General features: G+C 40.6%; 26 protein-coding genes. 18 read left to right on the top strand and 8 right to left on the bottom strand.

Features of this window, described 5'->3' with window-relative positions; translation table 11 throughout:
• Positions 1-9 precede the first annotated feature (9 nt).
• The 3 genes from ACIFPW_RS03595 (at position 10) to fabI (ending at position 2,994) form a co-directional block, all read left to right on the top strand.
• Positions 10-1,857, top strand: coding sequence for a monovalent cation:proton antiporter family protein (locus tag ACIFPW_RS03595; protein WP_194221214.1), 1,848 nt, complete (start codon positions 10-12; stop codon positions 1,855-1,857).
• A gap of 117 nt (positions 1,858-1,974) precedes the next feature.
• On the top strand, positions 1,975-2,127 hold the full coding sequence (locus ACIFPW_RS03590) for a hypothetical protein (protein WP_283152335.1): 153 nt from the start codon (positions 1,975-1,977) through the stop codon (positions 2,125-2,127).
• A gap of 90 nt (positions 2,128-2,217) precedes the next feature.
• Entirely contained in the window at positions 2,218-2,994 is a 777-nt protein-coding gene (gene fabI / locus ACIFPW_RS03585; RefSeq protein ID WP_194221216.1) for an enoyl-ACP reductase FabI, read from the top strand.
• 33 nt (positions 2,995-3,027) lie between these two features.
• Here fabI and ACIFPW_RS03580 read toward each other — a convergent pair whose 3' ends face one another.
• A complete protein-coding gene (locus ACIFPW_RS03580; protein WP_430242082.1) occupies positions 3,028-3,561 on the bottom strand; it encodes a hypothetical protein in 534 nt (177 codons plus the stop codon).
• Positions 3,562-3,807: 246 nt separating this feature from the next.
• On the opposite strand from ACIFPW_RS03580, the gene ACIFPW_RS03575 reads away from it, so the two are divergent.
• Both ACIFPW_RS03575 and ACIFPW_RS03570 read left to right on the top strand, forming a co-directional pair.
• The gene (locus tag ACIFPW_RS03575; RefSeq protein ID WP_430242080.1) at positions 3,808-4,029 is read left to right on the top strand and encodes a hypothetical protein; all 222 of its coding nucleotides are present in this window, start codon (positions 3,808-3,810) and stop codon (positions 4,027-4,029) included.
• A gap of 59 nt (positions 4,030-4,088) precedes the next feature.
• Positions 4,089-5,000: a glycosyltransferase gene (locus ACIFPW_RS03570; protein WP_430242078.1), complete on the top strand. Its 912-nt coding sequence runs from the start codon at positions 4,089-4,091 to the stop codon at positions 4,998-5,000.
• A 12-nt stretch (positions 5,001-5,012) separates the two neighbouring features.
• Here the strand turns inward: ACIFPW_RS03570 and ACIFPW_RS03565 are convergent, their stop codons facing one another.
• Positions 5,013-6,077 (bottom strand): glycosyltransferase family 4 protein, encoded by a 1,065-nt coding sequence (locus ACIFPW_RS03565; protein WP_430242076.1) that lies wholly within the window; start codon positions 6,075-6,077, stop codon positions 5,013-5,015.
• Positions 6,078-6,167: 90 nt separating this feature from the next.
• On the bottom strand, positions 6,168-6,584 hold the full coding sequence (locus ACIFPW_RS03560; protein ID WP_430242074.1) for a hypothetical protein: 417 nt from the start codon (positions 6,582-6,584) through the stop codon (positions 6,168-6,170).
• Between the two features lie 193 nt (positions 6,585-6,777).
• Here ACIFPW_RS03560 and wecB point away from each other — a divergent pair, with 193 nt between their 5' ends.
• Genes wecB through ACIFPW_RS03530 form a run of 6 tightly spaced genes read left to right on the top strand, consistent with a single transcriptional unit; the run spans position 6,778 to position 12,299 of the window.
• A complete protein-coding gene (gene wecB / locus ACIFPW_RS03555; protein WP_430242072.1) occupies positions 6,778-7,872 on the top strand; it encodes a non-hydrolyzing UDP-N-acetylglucosamine 2-epimerase in 1,095 nt (364 codons plus the stop codon).
• Positions 7,862-8,848, top strand: coding sequence for a polysaccharide biosynthesis protein (locus ACIFPW_RS03550; protein ID WP_430242070.1), 987 nt, complete (start codon positions 7,862-7,864; stop codon positions 8,846-8,848). The genes wecB and ACIFPW_RS03550 overlap by 11 nt, the downstream gene beginning before the upstream one ends.
• Complete coding sequence (locus tag ACIFPW_RS03545) at positions 8,848-9,675, top strand: dTDP-4-dehydrorhamnose reductase family protein (RefSeq protein WP_430242069.1); 828 nt, start codon at positions 8,848-8,850, stop codon at positions 9,673-9,675. Before ACIFPW_RS03550 ends, ACIFPW_RS03545 begins: the two co-directional genes overlap by 1 nt.
• Positions 9,668-10,528, top strand: coding sequence for an NAD-dependent epimerase/dehydratase family protein (locus ACIFPW_RS03540; protein WP_430242067.1), 861 nt, complete (start codon positions 9,668-9,670; stop codon positions 10,526-10,528). Before ACIFPW_RS03545 ends, ACIFPW_RS03540 begins: the two co-directional genes overlap by 8 nt.
• Positions 10,529-10,545: 17 nt before the next feature.
• Entirely contained in the window at positions 10,546-11,262 is a 717-nt protein-coding gene (locus ACIFPW_RS03535) for a glycosyltransferase family 2 protein (protein WP_430242065.1), read from the top strand.
• Positions 11,259-12,299: a glycosyltransferase family 4 protein gene (locus ACIFPW_RS03530; protein ID WP_430242063.1), complete on the top strand. Its 1,041-nt coding sequence runs from the start codon at positions 11,259-11,261 to the stop codon at positions 12,297-12,299. The genes ACIFPW_RS03535 and ACIFPW_RS03530 overlap by 4 nt, the downstream gene beginning before the upstream one ends.
• 9 nt (positions 12,300-12,308) lie before the next feature.
• Here the strand turns inward: ACIFPW_RS03530 and ACIFPW_RS03525 are convergent, their stop codons facing one another.
• Positions 12,309-12,440, bottom strand: coding sequence for a hypothetical protein (locus tag ACIFPW_RS03525; RefSeq protein WP_430242061.1), 132 nt, complete (start codon positions 12,438-12,440; stop codon positions 12,309-12,311).
• 74 nt (positions 12,441-12,514) lie between these two features.
• Positions 12,515-13,309, bottom strand: a complete 795-nt coding sequence (locus tag ACIFPW_RS03520; RefSeq protein ID WP_430242059.1) for a hypothetical protein — start codon at positions 13,307-13,309, stop codon at positions 12,515-12,517.
• A gap of 130 nt (positions 13,310-13,439) precedes the next feature.
• Between ACIFPW_RS03520 and ACIFPW_RS03515 the strand changes: the two genes are divergently transcribed.
• The 7 genes from ACIFPW_RS03515 (at position 13,440) to ACIFPW_RS03485 (ending at position 24,164) form a co-directional block, all read left to right on the top strand.
• Positions 13,440-14,615: a hypothetical protein gene (locus ACIFPW_RS03515; RefSeq protein WP_430242058.1), complete on the top strand. Its 1,176-nt coding sequence runs from the start codon at positions 13,440-13,442 to the stop codon at positions 14,613-14,615.
• Positions 14,616-14,717: 102 nt separating this feature from the next.
• Positions 14,718-15,617, top strand: coding sequence for a hypothetical protein (locus tag ACIFPW_RS03510; protein WP_430242056.1), 900 nt, complete (start codon positions 14,718-14,720; stop codon positions 15,615-15,617).
• An 80-nt stretch (positions 15,618-15,697) separates the two neighbouring features.
• A complete protein-coding gene (locus ACIFPW_RS03505; RefSeq protein ID WP_430242055.1) occupies positions 15,698-15,919 on the top strand; it encodes a hypothetical protein in 222 nt (73 codons plus the stop codon).
• Between the two features lie 281 nt (positions 15,920-16,200).
• The gene (locus ACIFPW_RS03500; RefSeq protein ID WP_430242053.1) at positions 16,201-16,551 is read left to right on the top strand and encodes a hypothetical protein; all 351 of its coding nucleotides are present in this window, start codon (positions 16,201-16,203) and stop codon (positions 16,549-16,551) included.
• Positions 16,552-16,618: 67 nt separating this feature from the next.
• Positions 16,619-20,143, top strand: a complete 3,525-nt coding sequence (locus ACIFPW_RS03495; protein ID WP_430242052.1) for a hypothetical protein — start codon at positions 16,619-16,621, stop codon at positions 20,141-20,143.
• Positions 20,144-20,170: 27 nt separating this feature from the next.
• Positions 20,171-21,376: a hypothetical protein gene (locus ACIFPW_RS03490; protein ID WP_430242050.1), complete on the top strand. Its 1,206-nt coding sequence runs from the start codon at positions 20,171-20,173 to the stop codon at positions 21,374-21,376.
• A 178-nt stretch (positions 21,377-21,554) separates the two neighbouring features.
• The gene (locus tag ACIFPW_RS03485) at positions 21,555-24,164 is read left to right on the top strand and encodes a glycosyltransferase (RefSeq protein ID WP_430242049.1); all 2,610 of its coding nucleotides are present in this window, start codon (positions 21,555-21,557) and stop codon (positions 24,162-24,164) included.
• Between the two features lie 128 nt (positions 24,165-24,292).
• Here ACIFPW_RS03485 and ACIFPW_RS03480 read toward each other — a convergent pair whose 3' ends face one another.
• The 3 genes from ACIFPW_RS03480 to ACIFPW_RS03470 form a co-directional block, all read right to left on the bottom strand.
• The gene (locus ACIFPW_RS03480; RefSeq protein WP_430242047.1) at positions 24,293-24,976 is read right to left on the bottom strand and encodes a DUF421 domain-containing protein; all 684 of its coding nucleotides are present in this window, start codon (positions 24,974-24,976) and stop codon (positions 24,293-24,295) included.
• Between the two features lie 182 nt (positions 24,977-25,158).
• On the bottom strand, positions 25,159-25,581 hold the full coding sequence (locus ACIFPW_RS03475) for a GNAT family N-acetyltransferase (RefSeq protein WP_430242045.1): 423 nt from the start codon (positions 25,579-25,581) through the stop codon (positions 25,159-25,161).
• Positions 25,581-26,096, bottom strand: coding sequence for a YjcG family protein (locus ACIFPW_RS03470; protein ID WP_430242043.1), 516 nt, complete (start codon positions 26,094-26,096; stop codon positions 25,581-25,583). Before ACIFPW_RS03470 ends, ACIFPW_RS03475 begins: the two co-directional genes overlap by 1 nt.
• Positions 26,097-26,155 lie beyond the last annotated feature (59 nt).

Genomic DNA, 26,155 nt, shown 5'->3' with positions numbered 1-26,155 from the left:
AGGAAAGAAATGGAACACGGTGCATCCGTATCATCACTTGTTATCGTAGTCGTAATCGCATTTTTAATACCGTTTATCTTACACCGCTTCAGACTGAACTTTTTGCCAGTCGTAGTTGCCGAGATTATCGCCGGAATTTTCATTGGACAAAGTGGATTTAACCTTGTTCAAGGAGATACTTGGCTTGATACGCTATCAACTCTTGGTTTTATCTTCTTGATGTTCCTAAGTGGTCTTGAGATCGATTTCTCGGTTTTTGCGAGTAAAAAGAAAAAAGTAAAGCTACCAAGCGGTAAACTCGAACCGAATCGTGTTCTCGTCTCGTTTATCGTCTTTATTTTTGTATTTCTTGTATCGTACCTATTGTCTCTTCTATTCGTTGTACTTGGGTATACGGATAATGCCTTCTTTATGACGTTAATCATTTCAACCATATCGCTTGGTGTAGTGGTTCCTACGTTAAAAGACGCAAACATAATGAAGAGTAGTATCGGTCAAACGATTCTATTAATCGCCGTTATAGCTGACTTGGCTACAATGATTTTACTGGCGATCTTTGTTTCCCTGAATTCAGGGGGAGAAGGGAACATGTGGCTGCTTCTCATACTCTTTGGAGCAGGAATTTTGCTTTATTTCCTTGGGGCTTACTTCCGACATCTTTCCTTTATCGAGACGATGTCCAAGGGGACCATTCAAATTGGTACGAGAGCCGTCTTTACGTTAATTATTGTATTAGTCGGTATCTCTGAAACGGTTGGAGCGGAAAATATCTTAGGTGCCTTTCTTGCCGGTGCACTCGTTTCCTTGCTCTCACCAAATACGGAACTCGTGCAAAAGCTCGATTCATTTGGATATGGCTTTCTCATTCCTATTTTCTTCGTAATGGTTGGGGTAGAGCTAGATATCTGGTCACTTTTCCAGGATCCTAAAGTGTTAATTCTTATTCCATTACTGTTGATTGCGCTCTTTGCTTCAAAATTAGTGCCCGTTGTTGTATTGAAAAAATGGTATGATACGAAAACGGTTCTCGGTTCTGGCATGTTGCTAACATCAACGCTTTCTCTCGTTATTGCAGCAGCTGAAATCGGAGAACGAATTGATATCATTGATGATCAGCTGTCATCTGCTTTAATCTTAGTGGCGATTATGAGCTGTATTCTAGCACCAATTCTTTTCAAGAAACTAATGCCGAAGCCAGAAGAAAGCTCTCATGCGAAGAAGCTGGCGATCATCGGAGCAAACCAAATCACTTTGCCTATCTCGCTGGAACTTAATCCTGCTAATTATGAAACATCGATTTATCATACGAAGCAGGAGAAAGTGGACTCTGAGAAACAAAGCAGTCATTTTAAAGTAATTGAGCTTTCGGATTATAGCATTGATACACTAAAGAAAAGCTCTGTCTTCGATGCCGATATCCTCCTCATTTCTTCTGGAGATGATGAAACGAACTCGGATATTGCGGTATTCGCGAAAGAATATGGAACAGATCGCGTCATTGCTCGAATTGAATTAACAGAAATAGCCGATCAGCTAAGAGAGCTTAATATTGATGTATTCTCTGTTTTCTTCTCAACAAAAGCCTTGTTAAAAGCGCTCATCGAGTCTCCTGGAGTCGTTAATATCTTCACTCGTGAAGAAAATGCGCTATATCAAATTAACATGAACAATGTGGAATACAACGGTGTGCCACTGCGTAGCTTCCCATATCTCGGTGATACGATCATAGTACGTATTTTCCGAGGTAAGGATTCGATTGTCCCTCATGGTGACACTGAGCTCCGAATTGGTGATCGCTTAATTGTGACAGGAAGTAGCGATAGTGTAGAAGAAGTTCGAACGTTGCTAAGTTATTAATTTTCAGCCCCTTCTCTTAGAGAGAGGGGGTTTTTTACGTTTATATGAAGGGAGCATAAATGCGACGAACAAGGTGATACTTTTTACCATACGGTTATGAATGGAGGGTGAAGGTAAATGGATGTTGAAAGTCCGAAAGTGGTTTGTCCTGTATGTAAAGGAAGTTGTGATATGGAAGAATCTCTTACAGCTCAGTCAAATCAAAACGTCATATTTGAGTGTCCAATATGCGGTTATGAGAGACGAAATATTCAAACAAGTAAAGGTTGAAGAAATCCACATGGTGCATGTTCACTAAAGCATGTTATACTTAGGACGTGGTGCTAATAACTAATAATAAATTCGAGGAGGAGCATGGATATGAACCTGTCTCTTGAGAACCGTACATATGTTGTCATGGGCGTTGCAAACAAACGAAGCATTGCCTGGGGAATTGCGCAGGCGCTAAGCAGTGCCGGTGCTAGATTGATTTTTACTTACGCAGGTGAGCGTCTTGAGAAGAATGTTCGCGACCTTGCTGGAACGCTAGATCGTGATGATTCTATTATTTTACCGTGTGATATTACGAATGATGAAGAAATCGAAGCGACATTCGCTCAGATTAAAGAAGAAGTTGGTGTTATTCACGGACTTGCTCACTGTATCGCCTTCGCGAAAACAGAAGAATTAAAGGGCGAGTATCTTGAAACGACGCGCGAAGGTTTCTTGCTAGCGCATAACATTAGCTCATATTCACTCACAGCTGTTTCAAAAGCAGCTCGTCCACTTATGACTGAAGGAGGAAGCATCCTTACGATGACTTACCTTGGTGGCGAACGTGTTGTGAACAACTACAACGTCATGGGCGTAGCAAAAGCCTCGCTTGACGCAAGTGTGAAATACCTTGCGAACGACCTTGGAAAAGACAACATCCGTGTAAACGCGATTTCGGCTGGGCCAATCCGTACACTTGCTGCAAAAGGAATTAATGATTTCAACTCTGTAATTAAAGAGATTGAAGAGAAATCTCCGATGCGTCGTACTGTAACGAAAGAAGACGTCGGAAACACAGCGCTATTCTTAATGAGTGATCTTTCTGGTGGAATTACTGGTGAGATGATTCATGTGGATAGTGGATATAATATTATCGCGACATGATTGAAAAAACCACGACATTTGTCGTGGTTTTTTTTATGCTTGATCAGCGATTGAGATGCCACTTAATGAATTTGTATCAACAATATAAACCTGTGGAGATACGTCATTACAAGATTCATAAGTGAATTTTGCACAGTTAGTTTTATGATTATAGCTAACGAGTGTAAAAGGTGTTGGCCCTTTTATTCCTGTTTCAAGCATAACAAACCCTGCTGTACCTTTCATTTGAAGATAAACCTGTGGTCTTCTAGGAAGTAGCAATTCATGATGGTGGTGCGCTAGTTCTTTCAAGAGAGAAGAGATGCAATCGTGTTCTTTCTTATCATGCTTTTCCTCACACTTTGAATGGTGTTCCTCTTTTTCACACTTGCAATTACAGTGTACTTCTAATTTCCATTCTCCATCATGCTTCGTCCATTTTGAATGATGGTCGTCCTTATCGCATTTGCATTTACGCTGCTTATCTTCGTCTTTCTTATCGCACTTTGAATCATGCTTACGATCCCACTTAGAATCGTAATATTTTTTACTCTTTGGACAGAATTCATCTGAGAATAAAGTACTCAATTAATCGACATCCTTTCTAAACATATTTACCCGATACTGAAAAGGTCAGGTCTACTATAATGTATTAAAGAAGGTACAAGTTGCACCGGATATTCAACCATTTATTAGAAATTAGGTGCAACGCTAGATAGAATTCGTCCAATTTTCTTTAGATTGAGCATATTGTCCATACAAGCTTGTATTGCTTTCATATGATTAATAGAACGGGAGTGGTACTACCGAAATAATAAAAAAAGGATGGATGATATGTTACGACTTAAAGGACTTTTGTGCCAGATGAAGGCAAGCAATACTACAATTGACTACGTTTATACATTTAACACTCAAGAAGAATTAGGGAATCCTTATCTTAGTGGGGTTACAGTACAAGAAGTAGGGCATGACTTCGTTATTTTTAATCAAGTGGGATCAGGCGGATTTGGAACACTTGTAATGCCAATTGATAAAATAGTATGTATCGAATACTAATAGGTATTTAAAAAAGGTTTCAGATTTTGAAACCTTTTTTTGAATAGGAGTGGAACTAGTTGAAGAGAATATCGATTCTTTTTATAACAAATGATGTTTCACATTATATAGAAAAAAGTACTTCGTATTTAATTGCAGAATTACAAAAACAATCTGCTCTCACGATTTGGCATAGTCATGGCGACATTCAATCGATTCTTTCCATGTTAAGAGTGAAGCCAGATTTTATTTTAATGAATGATTTTCATCCTACTTATGGCCGTTACATTACAGGATTAGAGAATACCGATATTCCGATCGGTATCATGATGCATGATTTGCATTACAAAGTTGCCTCACGTAAAAGAATGATGAAACGTGTTCAACCATCAGTTATCTTTACTCATTACCGAGACGCATTCATGGAATCATTTCAAGAGTTTCAAAGCGAAATGGTTTGGTTTCCACACCATGTACCAGAGGTTATTTATCATGACTATCAACTTAACAAAGATATTAATATTTTGATGATGGGATCGATGATATCGAAGCTATACCCATTTCGAAATCAAATGTACGACCACTTAAATAAAAAGAAGGGGTTTAAGTACCATTCTCATCCTGGCTATGACAAGGAGATCGATTCTGGAGTAGTAGGAGAAGTATATGCCCGCGAATTAAACCGTGCTAAACCGTTTCTGACTTGCAATTCCATTTATCACTATCCATTACTTAAATATGTTGAAACGCTCGCTTGCAATACGCTACTTCTTGCTCCAGTAACTAAAGAACTAGAAGATTTAGGATTCAAGAATGAAGAAACCTTTGTGGCAATTGATAACAGCAATTTCTCTGAGAAAGTAAATTATTATTTAGTGAACGAGACAGAAAGACGGCACATCTCTCAGAAAGGCTTTGAAATGGTGAGAGAACGGCACCTAACCTCGATAAGGGTCGAAGAAATGATTAAGCACATTCATAACGTTATATGAATGTGCTATTTTTTATGAGTTTTTCATCATATCAATAAATCGAGAAGCGTATTTTTTTGGATCCAAGTTGTAAGCGATGTGATTCTTAGCTTGAAGTATAAGGGCGTTTCTTAACGTTTTATTTGTCAAAAGGTCTATACCTTCATTGACAGCATCACTCATATCGGAGAGGTCAATAAGTTTACCTGATTGATTATGAAGGACAAAGCTTCTTACACCATCTGAATCTGTCGTTACGACTGGACAGTGACAACTGATCGCTTCAACTAATGCATAACCAAAGCCTTCCACTAACGAAGTAGAGCATAAAAATCCACCTGAATCACCGATCATGGAAAAATACTTGGCCATTTCTACATTAGGCACATTGGAGTAACAAGTGATAATTTCATTCAGTCCAAGTTCACAGCATAAAGTCTCAAATGCTTCCTTTTCGCTCGTAAACGCCAATGTAGGATCATGAAACATCCATATAACTAAATTAGGTTGTCGTTTTCGTAGTTCAAAAACGTATTCCAGGAAACCACGCCAATTTTTATTGGACTCCAACCGACCCACCCATCCGATAATGGGAGCAGAAGAAATCGATGGCGAGTTAATATATTTAAACCGATCTGTATCAAAACAATTATGGAAAGAATAAACAGGGAAATTCGGAATATATTTTTCCACTAATGAAGCAAGGTGAGGCGTGCGAGGATAAAAAATTGCATCAGCATAGGTCGTCACATGACGATGGGCTCGCTGCATCCACCATTCAGCTTCTGGCATGGTTCCGAGGCCCTGTATTTCATAAATCAACTTCCCCTCATATCCGAGAGTTCGAATACGCTTAAGAAATAAATGATCGGAGCATACCATAATGAGCGTATAATTATTTTTTTCGATTAATGCTTGGATCTCTTGATCATTATTCGTCACATAAACAGGTATATCACGAATATTGGCATAGCCGCTTCCTTGTTGCATATACAGAAGTTCGCATGAGACGCCTGCCTCTTTAAGGGCAAGACATCTTTCTCGATTTAATGTTTCAACACCACCACTCGGTAAATAATAGACAAAAAGAACTTTCATCGTTAGCCTCCCATCCTGCTTTTATTACATTATGCATGAAGAAAAAAATATCGAATAAAAAACGAGACCAATTTCGGTCTCGTTTTCTCATTACCCAAACGAAATTCCAGTAAGGGTTATGGGTCCAACTGCATTGGCGCTATCAAGAATAATAAGGCTTTGATCTAACTCTGCTCGTAGAGAGTAGTCATAATAACCGCCTGGGGGATTATTGTCGACAGCAGTGAAAGATATTGTTTGATAATCTGCTACGCTCACATCAATAGAAACACGTGTACTGAAAATAACCATAGAGTTTCTGTAGATTGTAACAAGTATTGTTGGATTTAAAGCAGTCGCTCTAACCCCGATAGTCGCATTAAGTTCAACTTCGCTTACTTGATTGGGAACGTATAGTCCGAAACTAGCTAGCGTTACACGAGAAGGAGAGCGTGGAATGTTTCGAACAATTGAATTGCTAAAAGCTGTTGGAACGCTTTTGTTATAATCAAAAATTTGCTTAGGCATAAGTGACCTCCTCCCTTATCAGGATAGCTTATCCTATGCGGACTAACGAGGGAGGGAATAGACAGGCCTCCCCCTTTTAGAAAAAAAGGGCATTATAAAGTAGTTTTTCAAAATTAGGAGATTGTCCATTGCGGGTTACCGTTTCATACATAAGTTAATTAGTGTAAAAAAAGTGTAAGAAATGAGGGCCGACATGAAGGTTGCGACAATACTGGGCACACGACCAGAAATTATTAGATTAAGTTTGATCATCGATAAACTCGATCAATTAGCTGATGAACACATCCTCATCCATACAGGACAGAATTCAGCACCTTCTCTCCGAGATGTGTTTTTTAAAGAAATGGGCATTCGATCACCAGATTACATGCTTTCAAATAAAGCTTCTTCATTAGGAGAGCAGCTATCTTTCATGTTCATGAAGGTAGAGCAAATTCTCCTCACACATCAACCAGATCGTATTTTAATTCTGGGAGACACGAATTCAGCTTTATGTGCTGTGCTGGCGGAGCGTTTAAACATTCCTGTCACACATATGGAAGCTGGAAATCGCTGTTTTGATCTTGAAGTACCTGAAGAGAAAAATCGTAAAGTGATCGATGCTGTATCTAGCTATAATTTGCCCTACACTCCTCAAAGTAGAGAAAATCTATTAAGAGAAGGGTTTCCATCAAACAGAATTTACGTTACTGGTAATCCTATTCTTGAGGTACTAACGCACTACGAATCATCGATTCAACAAAGTGACATTTTACGTTCGCTGAAGCTAGAAGAAAAAGACTATTTTCTAGTGACGATTCATCGAGCTGAGAATGTAGATCATCCGAAGAAATTGAAAGAAATCTTCGATGGGTTAACCCTCATTGCGATGGAATATAAGAAGAGAATTATTTGCAGTATTCATCCAAGAACCAAATCAAAGTTAACGGCAGAATATGCTGATAGCTTGGACTCGCTTATTGAACTGCACGAGCCGTTTGGATTTATTGACTTTGTGAGACTTGAGAAGTCAGCGTTCTGCGTTCTAACAGATAGCGGAACAGTGCAAGAGGAATGTTGTTTGTTCCGGGTACCAGCTGTTACAGTTCGATCCACAACTGAACGTCCTGAGACGATCGCATGTGGAAGCAATATGATCTCAGGCATTGATGCTGCGAGTATAAAACGAGCTGTTGACGTAATGCTTTATCATCAACCAAATTGGATGATTCCAACTGGTTATGAGGATTTAAATGTATCAGACCGAGTAGTGAAATTTATTTTAGGAGGAATACAAATTGTTCCGTGATCAAACGATACTGGTAACAGGAGGAACTGGATCCTGGGGCCATGAGTTAATAAAACAGCTGTTGCAAAAATCGCCAAAAGAAATTCGTGTTTTATCGAGAAATGAAACGAGCCAGGTTGAAATGAAGAGGGAATTTCATCAAGACCCACGACTAACATTTCTAATCGGAGATATTAAAGAAAGAGAAGGTTTATTAGAAGCTGGAAAGGGCGTTGATTATTTATTCCATCTTGCTGCATTGAAGCACGTGCCTGTCTGTGAAGACCAACCGATTGAAGCTTTAAATACAAACGTTATCGGCACACAAAATGTGATTAAAACGGCGATCGAGAATAATGTGAAGAAAGTTGTTTACATTTCGACAGACAAAGCTGCAAATCCATCTAATTTCTACGGTTTTTCAAAGGCAATGGGTGAGCGGTTGATCATTCATGCGAACACGCTCAAGTCGAATACTACCTTTGTATGCGTGAGAGGTGGAAACGTCCTTGGAACAAACGGAAGCGTCATTCATGTTTTTAAAAATCAAATTCAAAACAAAGCTGAAATCGGCATTACTCATCCAGAAATGACGCGTTTTTTCTTAACGATTGAAGACGCCATTAAACTACTATTCAAAGCCACGTATGAAAGTAGAGGCGGCGAGATTTTTGTGATGAAGATGCCAACTTGTAAAATCATAGATCTTGCGGAAGTTCTCATCGAGTCGTCGGGCGTCCAGAATGTGAAAATACGTGAACAGGGGATAAGACCAGGAGAGAAGCTTCATGAAATACTTTTCTCGGAATATGAAAGTCAATCAACAGTGTACTACGACAAAGAGTACTTCGTTATTTTGCCTGCAATCAAAATTACTGGTCTGAATGAGAGATATGCGAACTTTCAACCTGTTACTCTAAAAAACTATAACTCTGGTGAAGATGTTATGACGAAAGCAGAAATCAAAGCCATGCTCATTAAAGGTGGGTTCATCTAATGAAGCTGCTAGTACTTGGAGGAAAAGGAATGGCAGGTCATGTTCTGACTGCCTATTTCAAAAAAAAGTATAAAGACGTTTATTTCACTTCAAGAGATGCTAGTGATCCAAACGGATATGTGTTAGATGTTCTTGATACTGTGCAATTAGAGTCGGTCATCGATGAGGTCCAGCCGGATGTTGTGATAAATGCGATTGGCGTGTTGAATGAGTCTGCAGAACAAAATGAGCAACTTGCTTTTCAGGTTAATGCATTACTGCCACATCAACTTGTGAAATTAATGAACCGTAGAAAAGGTAAAGTTGTTCATATAAGTTCAGATTGTGTCTTTAAAGGAGATAAAGGCAACTATACAGAATCAGATCAGCCTGATGGAATCACGGTTTATGCCAAATCGAAGGGGCTCGGAGAAGTAACGGAATTCCCTCATTTGACAGTCCGAACTTCCATTGTAGGACCTGAACTAAAGGGAAATGGGATTGGTCTCTTACAATGGTTTCTCAAACAGAAAGGTGAAATAAAAGGGTTTGATCAGGCGTTCTGGAATGGGGTTACGACATTAGAGCTTGCGAAAGCGATCGACTCTTTAATCCAACAAGAAACGACAGGGCTATACCATCTGCATGCACCTGAGACAGTTTCGAAATTTGAGCTGCTTACTCTTTTTAAAGAAGTATTTCAAAAGGAAGATGTAACAATTATCCCTTCTAGCGAATTAAAGTTAGATCGAACGATTGTTCATACTCGTACTGATGCTTTTTACGACGTACAACCTTACCGAGCTATGCTTCAGGAGTTAAAAGCATGGATGAAGGATTATGCCTAAACAAACGGTTCTTGTTACAGGGGCAACTGGTTTTACAGGGGCTCATGCCATTAAGAAATTAAAGCAGGACTATCATGTTATTGGAATATCCCGCAGTGCAAATCCTAAAATGCTTCGTGTAGATCTTAGCGATCAGTATGCTGTAAATGAAATGATGGCCAAAACAATGCCCGATATGATTCTTCACTTAGCAGGACAAAACCATGTCCAACAGTCCTGGGAAGAACCAGTCTCTACTTTTGAAACGAACGTGCTCGCTACGCTTTATCTTTTGGAGGCAGCTAGAAAACACGTGCCAAACTGTCGGATTGTCATTGTTGGATCTGCTCTTCAAGCAGAAAAAGCGTATCCTCACCCATATAGTTTTAGTAAATCACTCCAGGCCAACTTAGCGAAAGCCTGGGGAGATTTATATGGGATGCAAACAATCTTAGCTGTTCCATGTAACTTAATCGGTCCCGGTCCATCTACTGGTGTTTGTTCAGCGATTGCAAGACAGCTAATTAACGAAGAGAATCGGGATAAAGATAAAGAAATACAATTATCTAATGCCTTTGCTACGCGAGATTACCTTGATGTGAGAGACGCAGTGAGAGCATATCAAGTGCTTCTAGAGTATGGTGAAGTAGGCATAGCTTACGAGATTGGAAGTGGGTGTTATCGAACCCTTGAAGAAGTTATCGCTGAATTTCAAAAGCTAATACCATACCCTATAAACGCCTCATATCTAGAACGCAAGAAGGAACAGGCATCATTGAACTCATCTAACAAGATGAACAAACTTGGTTGGAAGTCAACTATCTCATTTGAGAAATCTCTTAGGGATATGATGGAGTATGTCAAAAAATCTTAAAAGAAAAGAGGGAGAGTATGAAGAAAGTATCAATCATTATCCCCTTTTATAACTGTGAATATATTGATGCAGCGATTGAAAGTGCGTTGGCCCAGACGTATAAGAACATTGAAGTGATCGTGATTAATGATGGTTCAACGCTCTATACAGAGAAAATTAAACCTTACTACGGACGAATTCGCTATATTGAACAGGGAAATAAAGGGACAGCAGGGGCGTTAAATACGGGAATTGCTAATGCAACAGGTGATTATTTTACATGGCTCAGTGCTGACGATTTCTATTTACCACATAAAGTAGAACGGCAAGTAAATGATTTAGAAGCATCCGATCGCGTGATAGGTTATTCATCCTATGTTTTGATGAATGAATATGGAGAAGTAACAAGCGGATCAGTGGGGGTTTCTTTCCGGGATCGATTTGCATTTTTGCATCATTTAAGAAAAGGTTGTGCCATTAACGGCTGTACAGTTATGGTCCAAATGGATGTGTTGCGAAAGTTAAATGGATTTGATGAAACATTACGTTTTACACATGACTATGATTTATGGGCCCGTATTGCAAAGGATCATGCCTTTTCTTATATAGACGAATGTCTTGTTCAATACCGGGTGCATAGTGAGATGGGAACACAACGACACAGTGAAGCCATTCGAACAGAACTTCGTCATGTGAAAAAGAAAGTTAGAATGCTCCTTCAAGAAGCGTATCTGAAAGAGCGTATGCAATTATGAAATTCACCTTCCAAATCATTACTCTATGTAAAGGCGGCGCACAAAGAATGCTGGCTGAAATGACGAATGGTCTCGTAGACCGTGGCCATGAAGTCATCATTCTGATGCCAAAAACCGGTGTGATTGAATATCCAATAAAATCAACTGTCAAACGAACGACAGAGCTATACGGGATACCAGAATCTTCTTATCCGAAAGCAGATGTTATTGTATCGAACTATTATACGCTTATTGAGGACGCCGAAAACGCTAGTAGGAACAAGAAAGGTATTCACATAAGAATAAGTCTGTGTTATGAACCAACCTTTTTACCTGAACAAGAATTATCCTTCCCAAGTTATCATGTAACGCCAAACCTCATTGTATTATCGAAATGGCAGCAAGACCTGATTCGATTAAATCATGGCATTACTGGCTCAATCGTACCTGTAGGAATTAGTGACCAATTTTATAATATGGGTACACGGTTATTAAATAAAGTCCCTAATCTTACAGCGATACTAAGAAGGCCTGAAGGAGGTCATTCCTGGCATCGTGAGCAAAATTACCTATTGGAGCAACTGGCTATTGTTCAAAAGTCATACCCCAACGCCAAATACACATTGATTAGTCCACCTAATGAGTTGGCTGCTTCTAAAGCGCTTCAAATGATTAAAGCATCAGGGAAATATCGCTATCTCACACCGGCTGATGATCGAGAGTTGGCTTATCATTACAATGAAGCAGACATATTTGTCAATTCTTCTACGTATGATACGGCTTCACTTCCTGGACTTGAAGCCATGAAGTGTGGAGCTGCACTCGTCACAACGTATAACGGAGGTAATTTAGATTATTGCAAACACGGCGTGAATTCCCTGCTTTCTTACCGCTATGAAAATCGACTAGCAGAAGACGTTATGACACTACTAAGCCAACCAAATCTAAGAAAAGAGATCGCATTAAATGGAGAGAAAGAAACAGAGAAATGGACGTGGAAGCGAAGCGTCGACGCCTTTTTGAATGCTGTTCACTCCATAATAAAAACGACCGGATAATCCGGTCGTTTACTGTGTATTTGGCTTCCAATTCGTTTTGCCACATGTGCGGCATCCTTTTATTTGAGTAGGCCGCGACTTTCTTGTTCTTCTTGTACGCTTCACTTTTTTATATAATTCTTGAATATCTGCTTTCTTCATCTTTCTCCTCCTGACAGGCTTTTCTATACCTTTGTACATCTTATTCTGTTAGGAAGAGTAAGGTGTGAAGTTGATTACTTCTTCTGATGAAATGGGTTAATGACTGATGTTTTCCGCTGTTTATGATTAAACTTAAATGGATCAAAAGGAGATGGTTCAAAAAGTGTACTGGACTGAGAAAAAGGGTTGATTGGCTGATGATTTTGATTTAGAGAAGTCGTTTGCTGCTCTGTTTTTTGTTGAGGAACGATCGCATCAGGAACATCTGGCCACTCAGACGGAGGGTGATCCGTTTTTTGATGTGATGCAAGCGTTGGATTCACTTCTTCTAAAACGTTTGTAACTAATCTTTCATACATACCGATTGAAATGTGATGGACCGGCTTGAAATAGGGTTTCATAAAATACTGAATGATCATATAGGAAATCCATTCAATTGCAGTATAATGATCATCTTCTTTAATAAAGCAAGTCATTGTGGATCCATTGAAAGGAAGCCAGGCATTTTTGTGAATTCTTTTTTGTAAATCAAGGCTCTTATAGTCGAGTGCTTTCGGGCGTACTTTTTTGTTCCCGATCAAAATGGATAGTGGAGAAGCGAGGTGTGAGGCTACATCCATTGTGATCGATAGGTCACTGTTTTCTTCCATATGTGTAGCATCGATTCCCGTATGCCTTACTAACTCCATAAGGGAATAAGCATAGTGGCTCCACTCGGAAGTGAGATGCAGCTTCTTCCCTTCTAAAGGCATCGTAAGAACATTGTCGTTCATCTGCAGCCCCCAGTATGGGAGAAGTAATAATAGCGCATTTAATTCTTCGCTTGAGAGCTTACAAATCACTTTATCTTTCCAGATGAGATTTATCAAAAAAATCTTCTCCTTTCTTCTCCATGAGAAACGCATATGAAATTTGGGCAGCTCCTTCTGTTGCATTTCTGTGCTAATTCCATAGTATGTAGTGAATCAACCTATCATGTGAAAGAAAGGAAGGAACGATATGGGTCACAAACAACATAAGCAACGCACCGTTCCTACAGCTACAAATAGCCTACAGGATGAGTGCATTCGCGTTCAAAAAGTATACGATTGGGTAACCGATCAGCTTTCTGTAAAGAAGAAAATCAAATTTACAGATCATGAGCTTAAAAAGATCGAATGTGCTATGGAAGATCCAAGCCGCCGTCCCCTTCGTATTGTATGTAAAACACCAGAAGCACCTCCTTTGTTCCCACTCTCAGGCAGCGAGCATACAGAAGATGACTTTTTCTGTGAACAAATTGGAGAAAAACGGGATGTTAGCGTAGCAATTCCTGGTGGGGGATTTGCAGATGCTCAACTCGTTGACCTTTTATTTACAACTGATGTAAAGGTGAAGGTTGTCGACCGACATGGCGATTTAGTAACAGAGGTCGATTGCAACGCATCTGTTCTTGAATCATTTGTGCTATGCTTCCCGAATGGAACAGATCTCTTCTGTCGAATCACTAAAATTGTATGCCGCATTCCTTCAGGAACTGTATTATTAAACTGTCCTGCACCATCTTCATTTGATCTAGAAGTTATTTTCTGTGTAGACATTCAAGTAGAAGCTGAAGTGAAACTAGAGGTTCTTGCGAAGTTCTGTTCACCTCGTGATAATGATCTAATTGCACCTGACTTGATCGATGAGTGTCCTCCAATTGAATTCCCGGAACAGTGTCCAGACATCTTCCCTCGTCCAAATTGTGATTGCTCACTAAGTGGGGAAGCGAGTGGAGAAATAGACTGTGATGATGATTCTGGTAAAGCAACATTGCTTGTAAACATTTGTGATAATTGTAGTCTTACTGGAAGCTCTATGAAACTTAATTTCCATGACACAGACTCAAGCGATGGAAAGAACGATTTTACATTCACTGCAACGAGTTTTGATCAAGATACTCTTAAGTGCGAAGAATGTGGAGATGGTTTGAAGTTCATCGTTGAAGGTAGCGGTGTAACGGATCGCGGTCGTACGTTTGACTTTAAACTTGCTGTAGTTGACGCAGACGACGATCAGTGGTTTGAAGTGCATTTATTAAACCGTAGAGGAAAAGTTGTCTTTAATACAGGAACTGTGGAAGTTGAAGAAGGCGATCTTACCGTTGATGATTGCATCACATTTGATGATATTAAATACAAGAAACAGTCATAAATCAGTAGTGCAGGAGATCATATCCTGCACTTTTTTGTTATGAAAAGAGACCTATCACTCATACATATAGAATGTAGCGCTGGTTAGAGAGGGGGAGGTTCCATGCAGGGTGAAAAATTGAGTTATTCTCGTCTCATTTCACGTACGAAATATTTTCAAGAAAAATCGCTGGAACTTGAGAAGGAACTTATTTTTGCGAACGATCAATTAGCTTCGCTTGAGAAGCAAATCGAGTTAAGTAAGGAGCAGGAGAAAACGATCGCTCATTTGCAGGAAGAGTTAAATTTATTAGAAAAAGAGCTTGAAAACCAGGCAAAAGAGCATGTGCTTATTAAGGAAGAAGTAGAAGAGAAGAAAAGTATTGGGCAAGATGATGTAAGGATACAAGGATATGAAAACCTTCTTGCAGAGATGCAAATAGAGATCAATGAAAAAGACAAGCGGCTTCAGCATTATCAAGGAAAAGTGAAAAACCTTGAGAAGCGGGCGCAGTATCAAAAGAACGAAGAAGTATCAGAGTCAGTCAAGGAAACAGATGAAATAGCTGAGACTTACGCTGTGAGCTACTTCAATACTTCTATAATTATTAGCGATAAACAGACGGTTATGATTCGTGGAGATTTACAAATTGAAAATTGTGGAACAACGAAATTGCGTAATCCTCTTGTTTGCTTTCGCTTTTTGCCGAGAGAAGCAGCTACCTTAAAAGGGCGTATTTATTCCATTGATGATGTAGAAACAAAAGGTGTTGATGCAAGCGATCGAATTCAGTGGGTATTTCCTGATCATGATTGGTTAGAGAAATCAAAAGAGAAGGGGGAAATTTGGGTTTCTCCGTTACACCCAGTGATATTGAAGCCTGGAGATAAGATCGGGATCGAAAGTTTTCAAATTCCAATTAAATCTGAATTTAAAGAGCCTGTTATTATTGAAGGATTTGTTTATTTTCAAAAAGAGAATTATAAAATAAAAGTTTCAAATCAAATAGCCTTGAGCTACTAATATAGATGGCGCCCATACCCACTATCCTCCTTTTGCATAGGATAATGTGAAGTAAGAGGATAAGAGGGGGAGGATTTAGAATGTCTGAGAAAAAGAGAAAACCGCAAGTCATTCACGTTGATAAACTGATCGTTAAAGCTAATGAAGTTATTATCCGCAATGACCGTGAACATAAACGATATGAAGATATAGAAGAAAATAGAGAAAACGAGCGAGACCCTTGGGGATTTTTTGGATCGAATGATGAGGAGAAAAGGGAAGAAGCAGAAGATACGAACAAAGGTGGCTTTAATTGGTTCTAAGAGCAGAATATTCTGCTCTTTTTTTGTTGTGAAATCATTCAATATTTTATTACATAATATGGTCGATGGTTTAAGTGTGATATGTGTATGTATTAGAAGTAAAGGGGTGTTCCGCTAATTTTTCTCATATTAGAAAGAGATCATCATATATTGTTTAAGATGCAACTTAGTAATGACAGACCTTCCAAAAATGACGCGGGGATTTTCACTTCAGATAGGGTCATCTGGATCAAGTGAGGTGATTAAGTCGCTTGAAGTGAATAGGGTAAGGAGGAGAGAAGTTGCTTATTTTGACGACTGGGCCAATTGAAAATAAACCTACTAATGGTATCAGGACAACGCAACAGGTGACAATCAAGATTTCGAATCGTAGTCCTATCAATACCTCTACAGTAGAAATAGTGGGGAAGCAACTAAACGGAACTCAGACGGTGTATGTCTTAGAACTAATAACTATTCCTGTGAATGGTGTCGTTTCAAAGACTTATTTTGCAGATCTTGATGGTTATCAATTTTCGTTTAATATCACTGGCCTTGCAATGGCGCAAACAGGAATATCTGTTTGGGGAAAGTCGAACGGCACATTGCAACCTGCACATAGACTTGTTCTATCTGAATTGAAAGTAGATTAAATAGCGGAATTTTACTTTCCTTAACAAACGGTTGAAGTGAAGCTTTTAATGGGAAAAGGGGGGTAAAATGCCAATATTATACACTGGGCCAATCGAAAACGCTCCAGTAAATGGTGTCAGAGCAACACAACAGTTTTCAGCGAAAATAACAAATCGAAGTTCAACGTTGAACGGAACTGTCTATATCGAAGGATATATATTAAGTAACACCAGAACTTTATATGTTCAAGAATTGTTCAGTATTGCACCGAATCAAGTTATAACTAAGACTTTTGCGGCTAATTTTGATGCATTTGAGTTTAATTTCACTACGGGTGGGGCCGCTGAAAAAAATATTGAAGTATCTGCCTGGGGTAAAAACGCTGCAGGTCAATTGGTCACGGCCCATCGTTTGGTTTCTTCTGAATTGATAGGTGCCCAATTGAGTGGAGCCACTGGAGCGACCGGGGCAACCGGAGCAACCGGAGAAACGGGAGCAACCGGAGAAACAGGTGCAACCGGTGAAACAGGAGCAACGGGAGCAACCGGTGCCACGGGAGCAACCGGAGAAACAGGTGCAACCGGTGAAACAGGAGCAACGGGAGCAACCGGTGAAACTGGGATAACCGGAGCAACCGGAGAAACGGGAGAAACCGGAGCAACAGGTGCCACGGGAGCAACCGGAGAAACGGGTGCATCCGGACCCACCGGGGCAACGGGAGCAACCGGAGTCACGGGAGCAACAGGAGAAACCGGAGCAACAGGAGCAACCGGAGAAACAGGAGCAACAGGAGAAACTGGAGCAACCGGAGAAACCGGTGAAACAGGAGCAGCCGGAGCAACAGGAGCCACGGGAGAAACGGGAGCAACCGGTGAAGCCGGAGCCACGGGAGAAACAGGAGCCACGGGAGAAACGGGAGCAACCGGTGAAACCGGAGCCACGGGAGCAACAGGTGCAACGGGAGCATCCGGAGCAACGGGAGCAACGGGAGAAACAGGTGCAACAGGAGAAACCGGTGAAACCGGAGGAACAGGAGAAACCGGAGCAACAGGAGAAACCGGAGCAACGGGTGCAACCGGAGTCACGGGAGCAACTGGTGAAACAGGAGCCACGGGAGAAACGGGAGCAACCGGTGAAACAGGAGCAACTGGTGAAACAGGAGCAACCGGAGAAACCGGTGAAACAGGAGCAGCCGGAGCAACAGGAGCCACGGGAGAAACGGGAGCAACCGGTGAAACCGGAGCCACGGGAGAAACAGGAGCAACGGGAGCATCCGGAGCCACCGGGGCAACAGGTGGAACCGGAGCCACGGGAGAAACAGGAGCAACGGGAGCAACCGGAGAAACCGGAGAAACAGGAGCAACAGGAGAAACTGGAGCAACCGGAGAAACCGGTGAAACAGGAGCAGCCGGAGCAACAGGAGCCACGGGAGCAACCGGAGAAACCGGAGAAATGGGAGCAACTGGTGAAACAGGAGCCACGGGAGAAACAGGAGCAACCGGAGAAACAGGAGCAACCGGAGAAACCGGTGAAACAGGAGCAGCCGGAGCAACAGGAGCCACGGGAGAAACGGGAGCAACCGGTGAAACCGGAGCCACGGGAGAAACAGGAGCAACGGGAGCATCCGGAGCCACCGGGGCAACAGGTGGAACCGGAGCCACGGGAGAAACAGGAGCAACGGGTGCAACCGGAGTCACGGGAGAAACGGGAGCAACCGGTGAAACCGGAGCCACGGGAGAAACAGGTGCAACGGGAGCATCCGGAGCCACCGGGGCAACAGGTGGAACCGGAGCCACGGGAGAAACAGGAGCAACCGGAGCAACGGGTGCAACCGGAGTCACGGGAGAAACGGGAGAAACAGGTGCAACGGGAGCAACCGGTGAAACTGGGATAACCGGAGCAACCGGAGTCACGGGAGCAACGGGAGAAACAGGTGCAACGGGAGCAACCGGTGAAACTGGGATAACCGGAGCAACCGGAGTCACGGGAGAAACGGGAGAAACCGGAGAAACCGGAGAAATGGGAGCAACTGGTGAAACAGGAGCCACGGGAGAAACAGGAGCCACGGGAGAAACCGGAGCAACAGGAGAAACCGGTGAAACAGGAGCAACAGGAGAAACCGGAGCAACAGGAGAAACCGGAGCAACAGGAGAAACCGGTGAAACAGGAGCAACCGGAGCAACGGGAGAAACGGGAGCAACCGGTGAAACCGGAGCCACGGGAGAAACAGGAGCAACGGGAGCATCCGGAGCCACCGGAGCAACCGGTGAAACCGGAGCCACGGGAGAAACAGGAGCAACCGGAGCAACGGGTGCAACCGGAGTCACGGGAGAAACGGGAGAAACAGGTGCAACCGGAGCAACGGGTGCAACAGGTGAAACAGGTGCAACCGGTCCTACTGGAACTATAGATCCAGATGTAACAATTGCAAATGTAGGTCCAAATGTCAGTTCACAATTTAGTGAATTAAGAACGGCTGCCAAAACGCCTATTATTGAATTGACTTCCGTCTACGGTCTATCTGATTTACGAGATATTGTTTCAACTACTGGTAGTGCAACCGTTTCAAGCAATGATACTGAGTTTGTTTTAACGACTACAGCCAGCGGAGTTGATTCAGCAATATTGTCTAGTGCGGAAAAAGGTAGGTATCAATCTGGCTATTCTGGAGAGGCAGGTATTGGTGTCCGTCTTCCTGATCTGCCAACAGGCACTCAAGTTGTAAGGTGGGGATTGTTTGATGATGAAAATGGTGTTTTCTTCGGAGTGGATGATACTTCATCGTTTGTAGGAATTAGGAGAGGCGGTGTAGATACGGTTATTCCGCAAGCTTCTTGGAATGTCGATCCACTCGATGGAACCGGTCCAAGTGGAGCGACCTTAGATTTATCCAAAGGTAATATATTTCAAATAGATTTCACGTGGTATGGCTATGGTGTCATTGAGTTTCGAGTTGTGATTCCAAATCCAACTACTCTTGCACAAGAAGTTATAACCGTTAATCGTTATGCTCCAAGTGGAGAAACGAGTCTTGCTGATCCTAACTTACCTTTACGAGCCGAGATTAATAATGATGGAACTGCAAGTGCGCTGCAGGTATTTGTTGGAGGCAGGCAGTATTCAATTATAGGGAACTACAACCCGACATTTAGAATCACATCTGAACGACGAACGATCACAGCAACAACAACATTAACACCCGTTATTTCTTTTCAACGTAAGACTGAATTTCCAGCAGGGTCAGGTAGGCCTAACTCAGTAAGTGTAACACTAGAGGGGATTGACCTAGTAACAAGTGATGATATTTATTATCAAGTTTTACTCGGTGGAACGCTGAATGGGTCCTTTGTCACCTTTCCAACTGTAACGACGAATATTCCAAACTCTGAAACGGCATTACTTGTAAATACTACATCCACTACATTAACAGGCGGGCAGGTACTCTTACAGGGTCTTGCAGCAGCTTCTACCCAGGGGAACAATCGAGTGCTGGCATCTGCATCCTTGTTGGATTTCGAACTCCCTGATACCGCATTTGTGACACTAGCCGTTGCAACATTTACAGGAAGTGGTTCCGTAGTTGCCACGTTCAGAGTAACTGAAGAATGGTGAGGACTTGCAGAGAATGGAGGGTTGATTTTGGCGGATATAAACATTACTAATATTGGCCCAAATGTTAGTTCACAATTTGATGAGCTTCGAACTGCTGAAAGGACGCCAATCGTAGAATTGACATCCGTTTATGGTGTTTCTTCTATAAGAGATATTGTGACTACGACTGGCGGAGGAACCGTTACAAATGATGCAACTGAATATAGCGTTAGTACTTCTACAGGCGGCACTGACGCGGCTACACTGGATAGTGCATTAAGAGGAAGGTATGAACCCGGGTATGCTGGTGAGGCGGGGATAGGAATCCGTCTTCCCAGTCTTCCAACAGGTACACAAGTTACAAGGTGGGGGTTGTTTGATGATCAGAACGGGGGTTACTTTGGTCGGAATGAAACAGATACCTTTGTAGCTGTTAGAAGAGGTGGTGTCGATACGGTTATTAATCAATCTTCCTGGAATGTGGATCCGTTAGATGGAAGCGGTCCTAGTGGAGCAACTCTTTCGCTAAGTAAAGGGAACATCTTTCAAATTCTTTTTACATGGTATGGATATGGAGTTATTGAATTTAGAGTCGTATTGCCAAATCCCACTACTCTTGCACAAGAAGTTATTACGGTTCACAGATACTCTCCAACCGGAGAAACAAGTTTTGTTGATCCCAATCTTCCACTAAGAGCGCAGGTCGATAACGATGGTACTGCATCAGCACTTTCCGTTTTTGTAGGTGGGAGACAATACGGGATTGTGGGGAGATATAATCCAATATACAGGGTTACATCTGAGAGAAGGACGGTTAGTGGAATTGGAGCAACGTTAACACCTCTCATTTCATTTAGGAGAAAATCAGTGTTTCCAGCAGGATCAGGAAGAGCTAATTCTGTTCAAATTAGTCTGGAAGGAATTCAGGTTATTTCTTCTTTAGATGTTGCTTATCAGGTCTTAATAGGCGGCACAATTAACGGTTCATTTGGGAATTTCCCTACGGCTAATACGAATATACCAAATACCGAGACGGCTTTAGAGGTGAATAATTCGGCCACAACATATACACCGGGGGAAGTAGTGTTTCAAGGAGCAACTTCAGGTGGTTCTAGAGTTAGCAGAGTAGTAGGTATGGATGAATTAATAGATTTCACTCTCCCAACGAATGAAATTGTTACGCTAGCGGCAGTGAATTTGGAGGGAGGTACAGCGACAGTAACGGCTACATTTTTACTAACTGAAAGTTGGTGAAGCTAAAAATAACAGCTCTCTAATACTTGAATAAACTTTCTAAAACGGGTACTCCCCTGATTATGTTTAAATCATTATAGCATCCTCTTGTAACCATGGGAGTCCCGTTATTTATAAAAGACCAACTATACCACCATTGAAATAAGTGAATAGATCTATTTATTAGGAGGAATGAGATTTGGTTTCAATCAGTTTATGCTTAATTGTAAAAAATGAAGAAGCTGTATTAGGGACATGTCTTCATTCCATTCATGACATTGTTGATGAGATTAATATTATCGATACAGGATCCGATGACAAGACAAAGGAGATTGCTGAAAGTTATCAAGCAAACATTTTTGATTTTAAATGGGTAAATGATTTTGCGAAGGCTCGTAATTTTGCTTTTTCTAAAGCGACAATGGATTATATTCTATGGCTTGATGCGGACGATGTCTTTCTAGAAGAAGACCGTCAAAAGCTGAAGAAGTTGAAGAACGATCTCGATCCCTCTGTCGATTCAGTAAGGATGCACTACAACCTTTCCTTAGATGAATTTGGGAATGTGACTTCGAGTTTGATGCGAAATCGTCTAGTAAGGCGAGAGCGTCATTTCAAGTGGATCGGGGCAGTTCATGAGTATTTAGAAGTTGGTGGTAATATAATCAACAGTGAGATTTCTGTTCTTCATAATCCCATCCATCATGATGCAACTAGAAATATAACGATCTATAAAGAAAGGCTAGAACGTGGAGAACAATTTACTCCTAGAGATATGTATTATTTTGCTAATGAGCTTAAAGACCATAGCGAATTCGAAACGGCAATTGAGTATTATGAGAAATTTTTGGAAGGACAAAAAGGCTGGATCGAAGACAATGTGGCAACGTGTGCAAAGCTTGCTGACTGTTATGCTGCCCTTGGTAAGAAGGCAGACAGTTTGCGCTTTATCCTTCATTCTTTTTCTTATACTACACCAAGACCTGAATTTTGCTGTAAGGTAGCCAATTATTTCTTTGAAAAGAAGGATTATCAACCTGCTATATTTTGGTATAAATTAGCTACGAAAACAACCATTCAAGAAGATAATTTAGGTACCCAAAAGCGTTTCTATTCAAATTGGATTCCGTATATTCAACTTTGTGTTTGCTATGATGTTCTAGGAGATTATGAAACTGCTTATTACTATAATGAAATGGCGGGAGTTACTCGACCAGGTGACTCTAAATATGTGCAGAATAAAGAGTATCTTGAAATAAGGCTTCTTTCAGTTAAAAAGAAGGTTTTAATAGCAAGCCCGATTCGGCAAGATCCTGAGATTCTAAGGTATTTTCTGAAGTCATTGAAACGGCTAAATCAAGAAGGGTTATCATTTTATTATTATTTTATTAACGACAATAAGGATAAGAAATCAACGTTATTGTTAAAGGATTTTCAAAAGGAAATGCAGGAAGTGATGATTAAGGATATTGATTCTGAAGAAGAGTACCGAAAAAATCAGATGACACATTATTGGAATGAAAGCCTCGTATGGAAGGTCGCTCAATTTAAGGATGCAATGATTGAACATGCAAAAGAACATAAATTTGATTATATCTTTCTAGTGGATTCAGACCTTGTCTTACAAAAGGAAACGATTCAACATTTAGTTGCACAACAGAAAGATATTATATCCGAGGTATTCTGGACTAGATGGCAGCCTGAAGCGATGGAACAACCTCAAGTATGGCTTACTGACGAGTATACTCAATTTGAAAAAAAACCTGGTGAAGAACTAAACGATTCAGAAGAAGCACAGCGATATCGTGATTTCATCAATCAATTAAGGCAACCAGGTGTTTATGAAGTAGGCGGGCTTGGTGCATGTACATTACTTTCAAGGAATGCGCTTGAAAAAGGGGTATGCTTCAAAAAGATCCCGAATTTAACATTTTGGGGAGAGGATCGTCATTTTTGTATTCGAGCGGGTGCCCTTGGTGTTTCTTTATGGGCGGACACTCATTACCCTCCTTATCATCTTTATCGGCAATCGGACCTTGAAGGTGTAAATGATTACTTGGAGGAAGACGTGATTGAAATGCCTGTAGCGGATAAGAAACTGAAAACTTCTCAAAAACCACGAATTACGTTGTCTATGGTTATTAAAAATGAAGAGGGAAAATACTTAGAAAATGTATTAAGAAAGCACCTGGATTATATTGATGCGGCTGTGATCATAGACGATGGAAGCACGGACAATTCAGTTAGAATTTGCAAAAAAATACTAGAGGATATTCCGTTAACCCTTATTCATAATAGCGAATCCAAATTTTCAAATGAAATCACTCTCCGTAAACAGCAATGGGAGAAAACAATTGAAACAAATCCTGATTGGATTCTGAACATGGATGCTGATGAGATGTTTGAGGACGGCGTCGCTCAACAACTTAGAGCGCTAACAAACCAAGAAGAGTTTGATCTGTTTTCTTTCCGGATTTATGATATGTGGGACGGAAAGAACTATCGAGAAGATGAACAATGGAATGCTCACCATCTTTATCGTCCCTTTTTATTAAGATACAAAAACGATTTCATTTATAAATGGAAAGAACAGAAACAGCATTGTGGAAGATATCCTGAGAATATTTTTCAGCTTCCCAATAGCTTATCTTGTTTAAGAATTAAGCATTTAGGATGGTCTACCGAAGAACTGCGAGCAGAGAAATACAACCGGTATCTTAAACTAGATCCGGAAGCTGTATATGGAAAAAGAGGGCAGTATGAAAGTATTCTTGATCCTAATCCAAAATTGATCCAATGGCAAGAATAATAATTATACAGTTTAGGTAGATGATTGTGGTTCTTTCCATAAACATCTCATTTACCTATCACAATGATCCATATGATTAAGGATGTACGTTATTTAAAATTGGGATAAGGATTGGTAGTATAGATCGCCTAATCCTTATCTATTTTTTGTAGAAAAACACCTGTATCCTGTTGCCACTCCAATATTAATAAATCTTCAGCATGATCGATGTTATGCTCCTTAAGAACTTTATTCAACCATTCCTCATTGAAACCAGCATCATGAAGGTTTTCCCAGTCGATTTTCCCATCCGAAATAATATCAACTGATAAATAACCCTGTTTTGGTTTAAGATCAAAATCTTGTTTTGTCGGCTGCTGATAATCTGACTTCTTTAATACACTAATGCTTCCATTTGTTTCAAGAATGGCGAATTCAACTTCTCGAAGTGAGAAAACACCCTTTTGTCGAAGTAGATTTTGTAATTGATTGATATCTAACTTGTTTTTTTGAAGTTGACGCCGATTAATTTTTCCGTGACTGATCACAATAGAAGGATTTCCTTCAAGAATGCTTCTCGTACCTCTGAATTTCTGTGTAATCCATTCCACAATATAAATTAATATACCCCATAGTAAGACTGCATAGATAATTGAAAAAATATTGACTTCTTTGTCGTAAATCGCATTTCCTACAAGTTCTCCAAGTACGAGTGATGAGATAAAGTCAAAAGGTGTGATTTGAGTAATCTGTGTTTTACCAAGTGCCTTTGTTGGTACGAGTAAAGCTAGAAAGCCAACGAGTAGCTCTAACGTAATTGATCCAATACCCACAGATCACCATCTCCAATTCAATTTGCATCAATTTTAGCATGCACGAAAAAGGATGATTTAATTGGTTTTTTAGAATTTTTTGTTGATACGATTATATTTAAGAAAAAATATACAGGTTGGAGAGAGGATACATTATTAATCGAAGGAGCTACAAATAAAAAGACACTGGTTAGAAACCAGTGTCATAGTGCTTTTATCATTGTGACGTGAGGTATCCCAGCGTCCATAAATTCTCCAGAAACTGTTGTGTACCCGAGTTTCTCATAAAACCCCACAGCCGTCATTTGTGCATTAAGCTTCATTTCTTTAAGGTTTAATTCTTTCGCATGTTTTTCAATTGAATTCATTAGAATCTGTCCGAGGCCTGTTTTACGATAGTCCCTTAGCACACAGATTCGTTCAACTTTAGCTATATGATCTAATACTCTAAAACGACCAGCAGCTGTAGGTTGGTGATCATCGTAAGCTACAAAGTGATAAGCGTGTTTCTCGTGCTCATCAATTTCTAATTCAGCGGGTACTTTTTGCTCTTCAACGAAAACAGTCTGTCTTACTTGAAAAGCATCATCCAACTCTTTCTTCGATTGAACGACTTTCACTTCCATTATCGAACTTTGCCAAGATGGAACGTTTCATAAACGGTCCACATTCCATTTTCTAATTGATAAAGAAGCTGGAAGCGATCGATCGTTTCTTCGTGATTAACATCTTTCATCTGCAAGCTACCATATACATCAGAATGTTCATCATCCGAAAGGTTCTGTGCGATCGTAATGTGAGGAACAAAGTTGTAGTCACGTTCCGAAAGTGCCTCTTCAGGATTTAACTTTCTATGCAAATCATCAAGAACTTCATTGTCTTTCACTTTAAAATAAAGCACGTTGTTAACAGGGTTAAAAGATCCTACTTTATAAACATGCATTGAAAAAGGTTTAGACTCATCAGAGATTTTGTGTAGCACAGGTGTTAATTTCTGAATCTCTTCTTCCGTTGCATCAAAGCCCTCGCGTAAAGTCAAATGTGGTGGAATGAGCGCATAGTGCGGATCATAACGTTTTCGAAAGGAGTTAGCAACGTCTGCTAGTTTTTTCGATGGGAAAATTGCAATGCCGTATTTCATATTCCATTCCCTCCTGGTTAATATACTCGATTGCCATTAATGACAAGTCATATAATGTT

It is taken from the genome of Pseudalkalibacillus sp. NRS-1564, assembly GCF_050467905.1.
GTDB classification, from domain to species: Bacteria; Bacillota; Bacilli; order Bacillales; family Guptibacillaceae; genus Guptibacillus; species Guptibacillus hwajinpoensis_B.
The sequence above is the reverse complement of the archived record's forward strand: the minus strand, read 5'-3'. Positions and strand labels throughout refer to the sequence as shown.

What these genes read in the sequence shown, in the direction of transcription:
- ACIFPW_RS03595 (WP_194221214.1), top strand. Translation starts at nt 10, where the DNA reads ATGGAACACGGTGCATCCGTATCATCACTTGTTATCGTAGTCGTAATC.
- ACIFPW_RS03590 (WP_283152335.1), top strand. Translation starts at nt 1,975, where the DNA reads ATGGATGTTGAAAGTCCGAAAGTGGTTTGTCCTGTATGTAAAGGAAGT.
- fabI (WP_194221216.1), top strand. Translation starts at nt 2,218, where the DNA reads ATGAACCTGTCTCTTGAGAACCGTACATATGTTGTCATGGGCGTTGCA.
- ACIFPW_RS03575 (WP_430242080.1), top strand. Translation starts at nt 3,808, where the DNA reads ATGTTACGACTTAAAGGACTTTTGTGCCAGATGAAGGCAAGCAATACT.
- ACIFPW_RS03565 (WP_430242076.1), bottom strand. Translation starts at nt 6,077, where the DNA reads ATGAAAGTTCTTTTTGTCTATTATTTACCGAGTGGTGGTGTTGAAACA.
- ACIFPW_RS03560 (WP_430242074.1), bottom strand. Translation starts at nt 6,584, where the DNA reads ATGCCTAAGCAAATTTTTGATTATAACAAAAGCGTTCCAACAGCTTTT.
- wecB (WP_430242072.1), top strand. Translation starts at nt 6,778, where the DNA reads ATGAAGGTTGCGACAATACTGGGCACACGACCAGAAATTATTAGATTA.
- ACIFPW_RS03545 (WP_430242069.1), top strand. Translation starts at nt 8,848, where the DNA reads ATGAAGCTGCTAGTACTTGGAGGAAAAGGAATGGCAGGTCATGTTCTG.
- ACIFPW_RS03540 (WP_430242067.1), top strand. Translation starts at nt 9,668, where the DNA reads ATGCCTAAACAAACGGTTCTTGTTACAGGGGCAACTGGTTTTACAGGG.
- ACIFPW_RS03535 (WP_430242065.1), top strand. Translation starts at nt 10,546, where the DNA reads ATGAAGAAAGTATCAATCATTATCCCCTTTTATAACTGTGAATATATT.
- ACIFPW_RS03530 (WP_430242063.1), top strand. Translation starts at nt 11,259, where the DNA reads ATGAAATTCACCTTCCAAATCATTACTCTATGTAAAGGCGGCGCACAA.
- ACIFPW_RS03525 (WP_430242061.1), bottom strand. Translation starts at nt 12,440, where the DNA reads ATGAAGAAAGCAGATATTCAAGAATTATATAAAAAAGTGAAGCGTACA.
- ACIFPW_RS03515 (WP_430242058.1), top strand. Translation starts at nt 13,440, where the DNA reads ATGGGTCACAAACAACATAAGCAACGCACCGTTCCTACAGCTACAAAT.
- ACIFPW_RS03510 (WP_430242056.1), top strand. Translation starts at nt 14,718, where the DNA reads ATGCAGGGTGAAAAATTGAGTTATTCTCGTCTCATTTCACGTACGAAA.
- ACIFPW_RS03505 (WP_430242055.1), top strand. Translation starts at nt 15,698, where the DNA reads ATGTCTGAGAAAAAGAGAAAACCGCAAGTCATTCACGTTGATAAACTG.
- ACIFPW_RS03495 (WP_430242052.1), top strand. Translation starts at nt 16,619, where the DNA reads ATGCCAATATTATACACTGGGCCAATCGAAAACGCTCCAGTAAATGGT.
- ACIFPW_RS03475 (WP_430242045.1), bottom strand. Translation starts at nt 25,581, where the DNA reads ATGGAAGTGAAAGTCGTTCAATCGAAGAAAGAGTTGGATGATGCTTTT.
- ACIFPW_RS03470 (WP_430242043.1), bottom strand. Translation starts at nt 26,096, where the DNA reads ATGAAATACGGCATTGCAATTTTCCCATCGAAAAAACTAGCAGACGTT.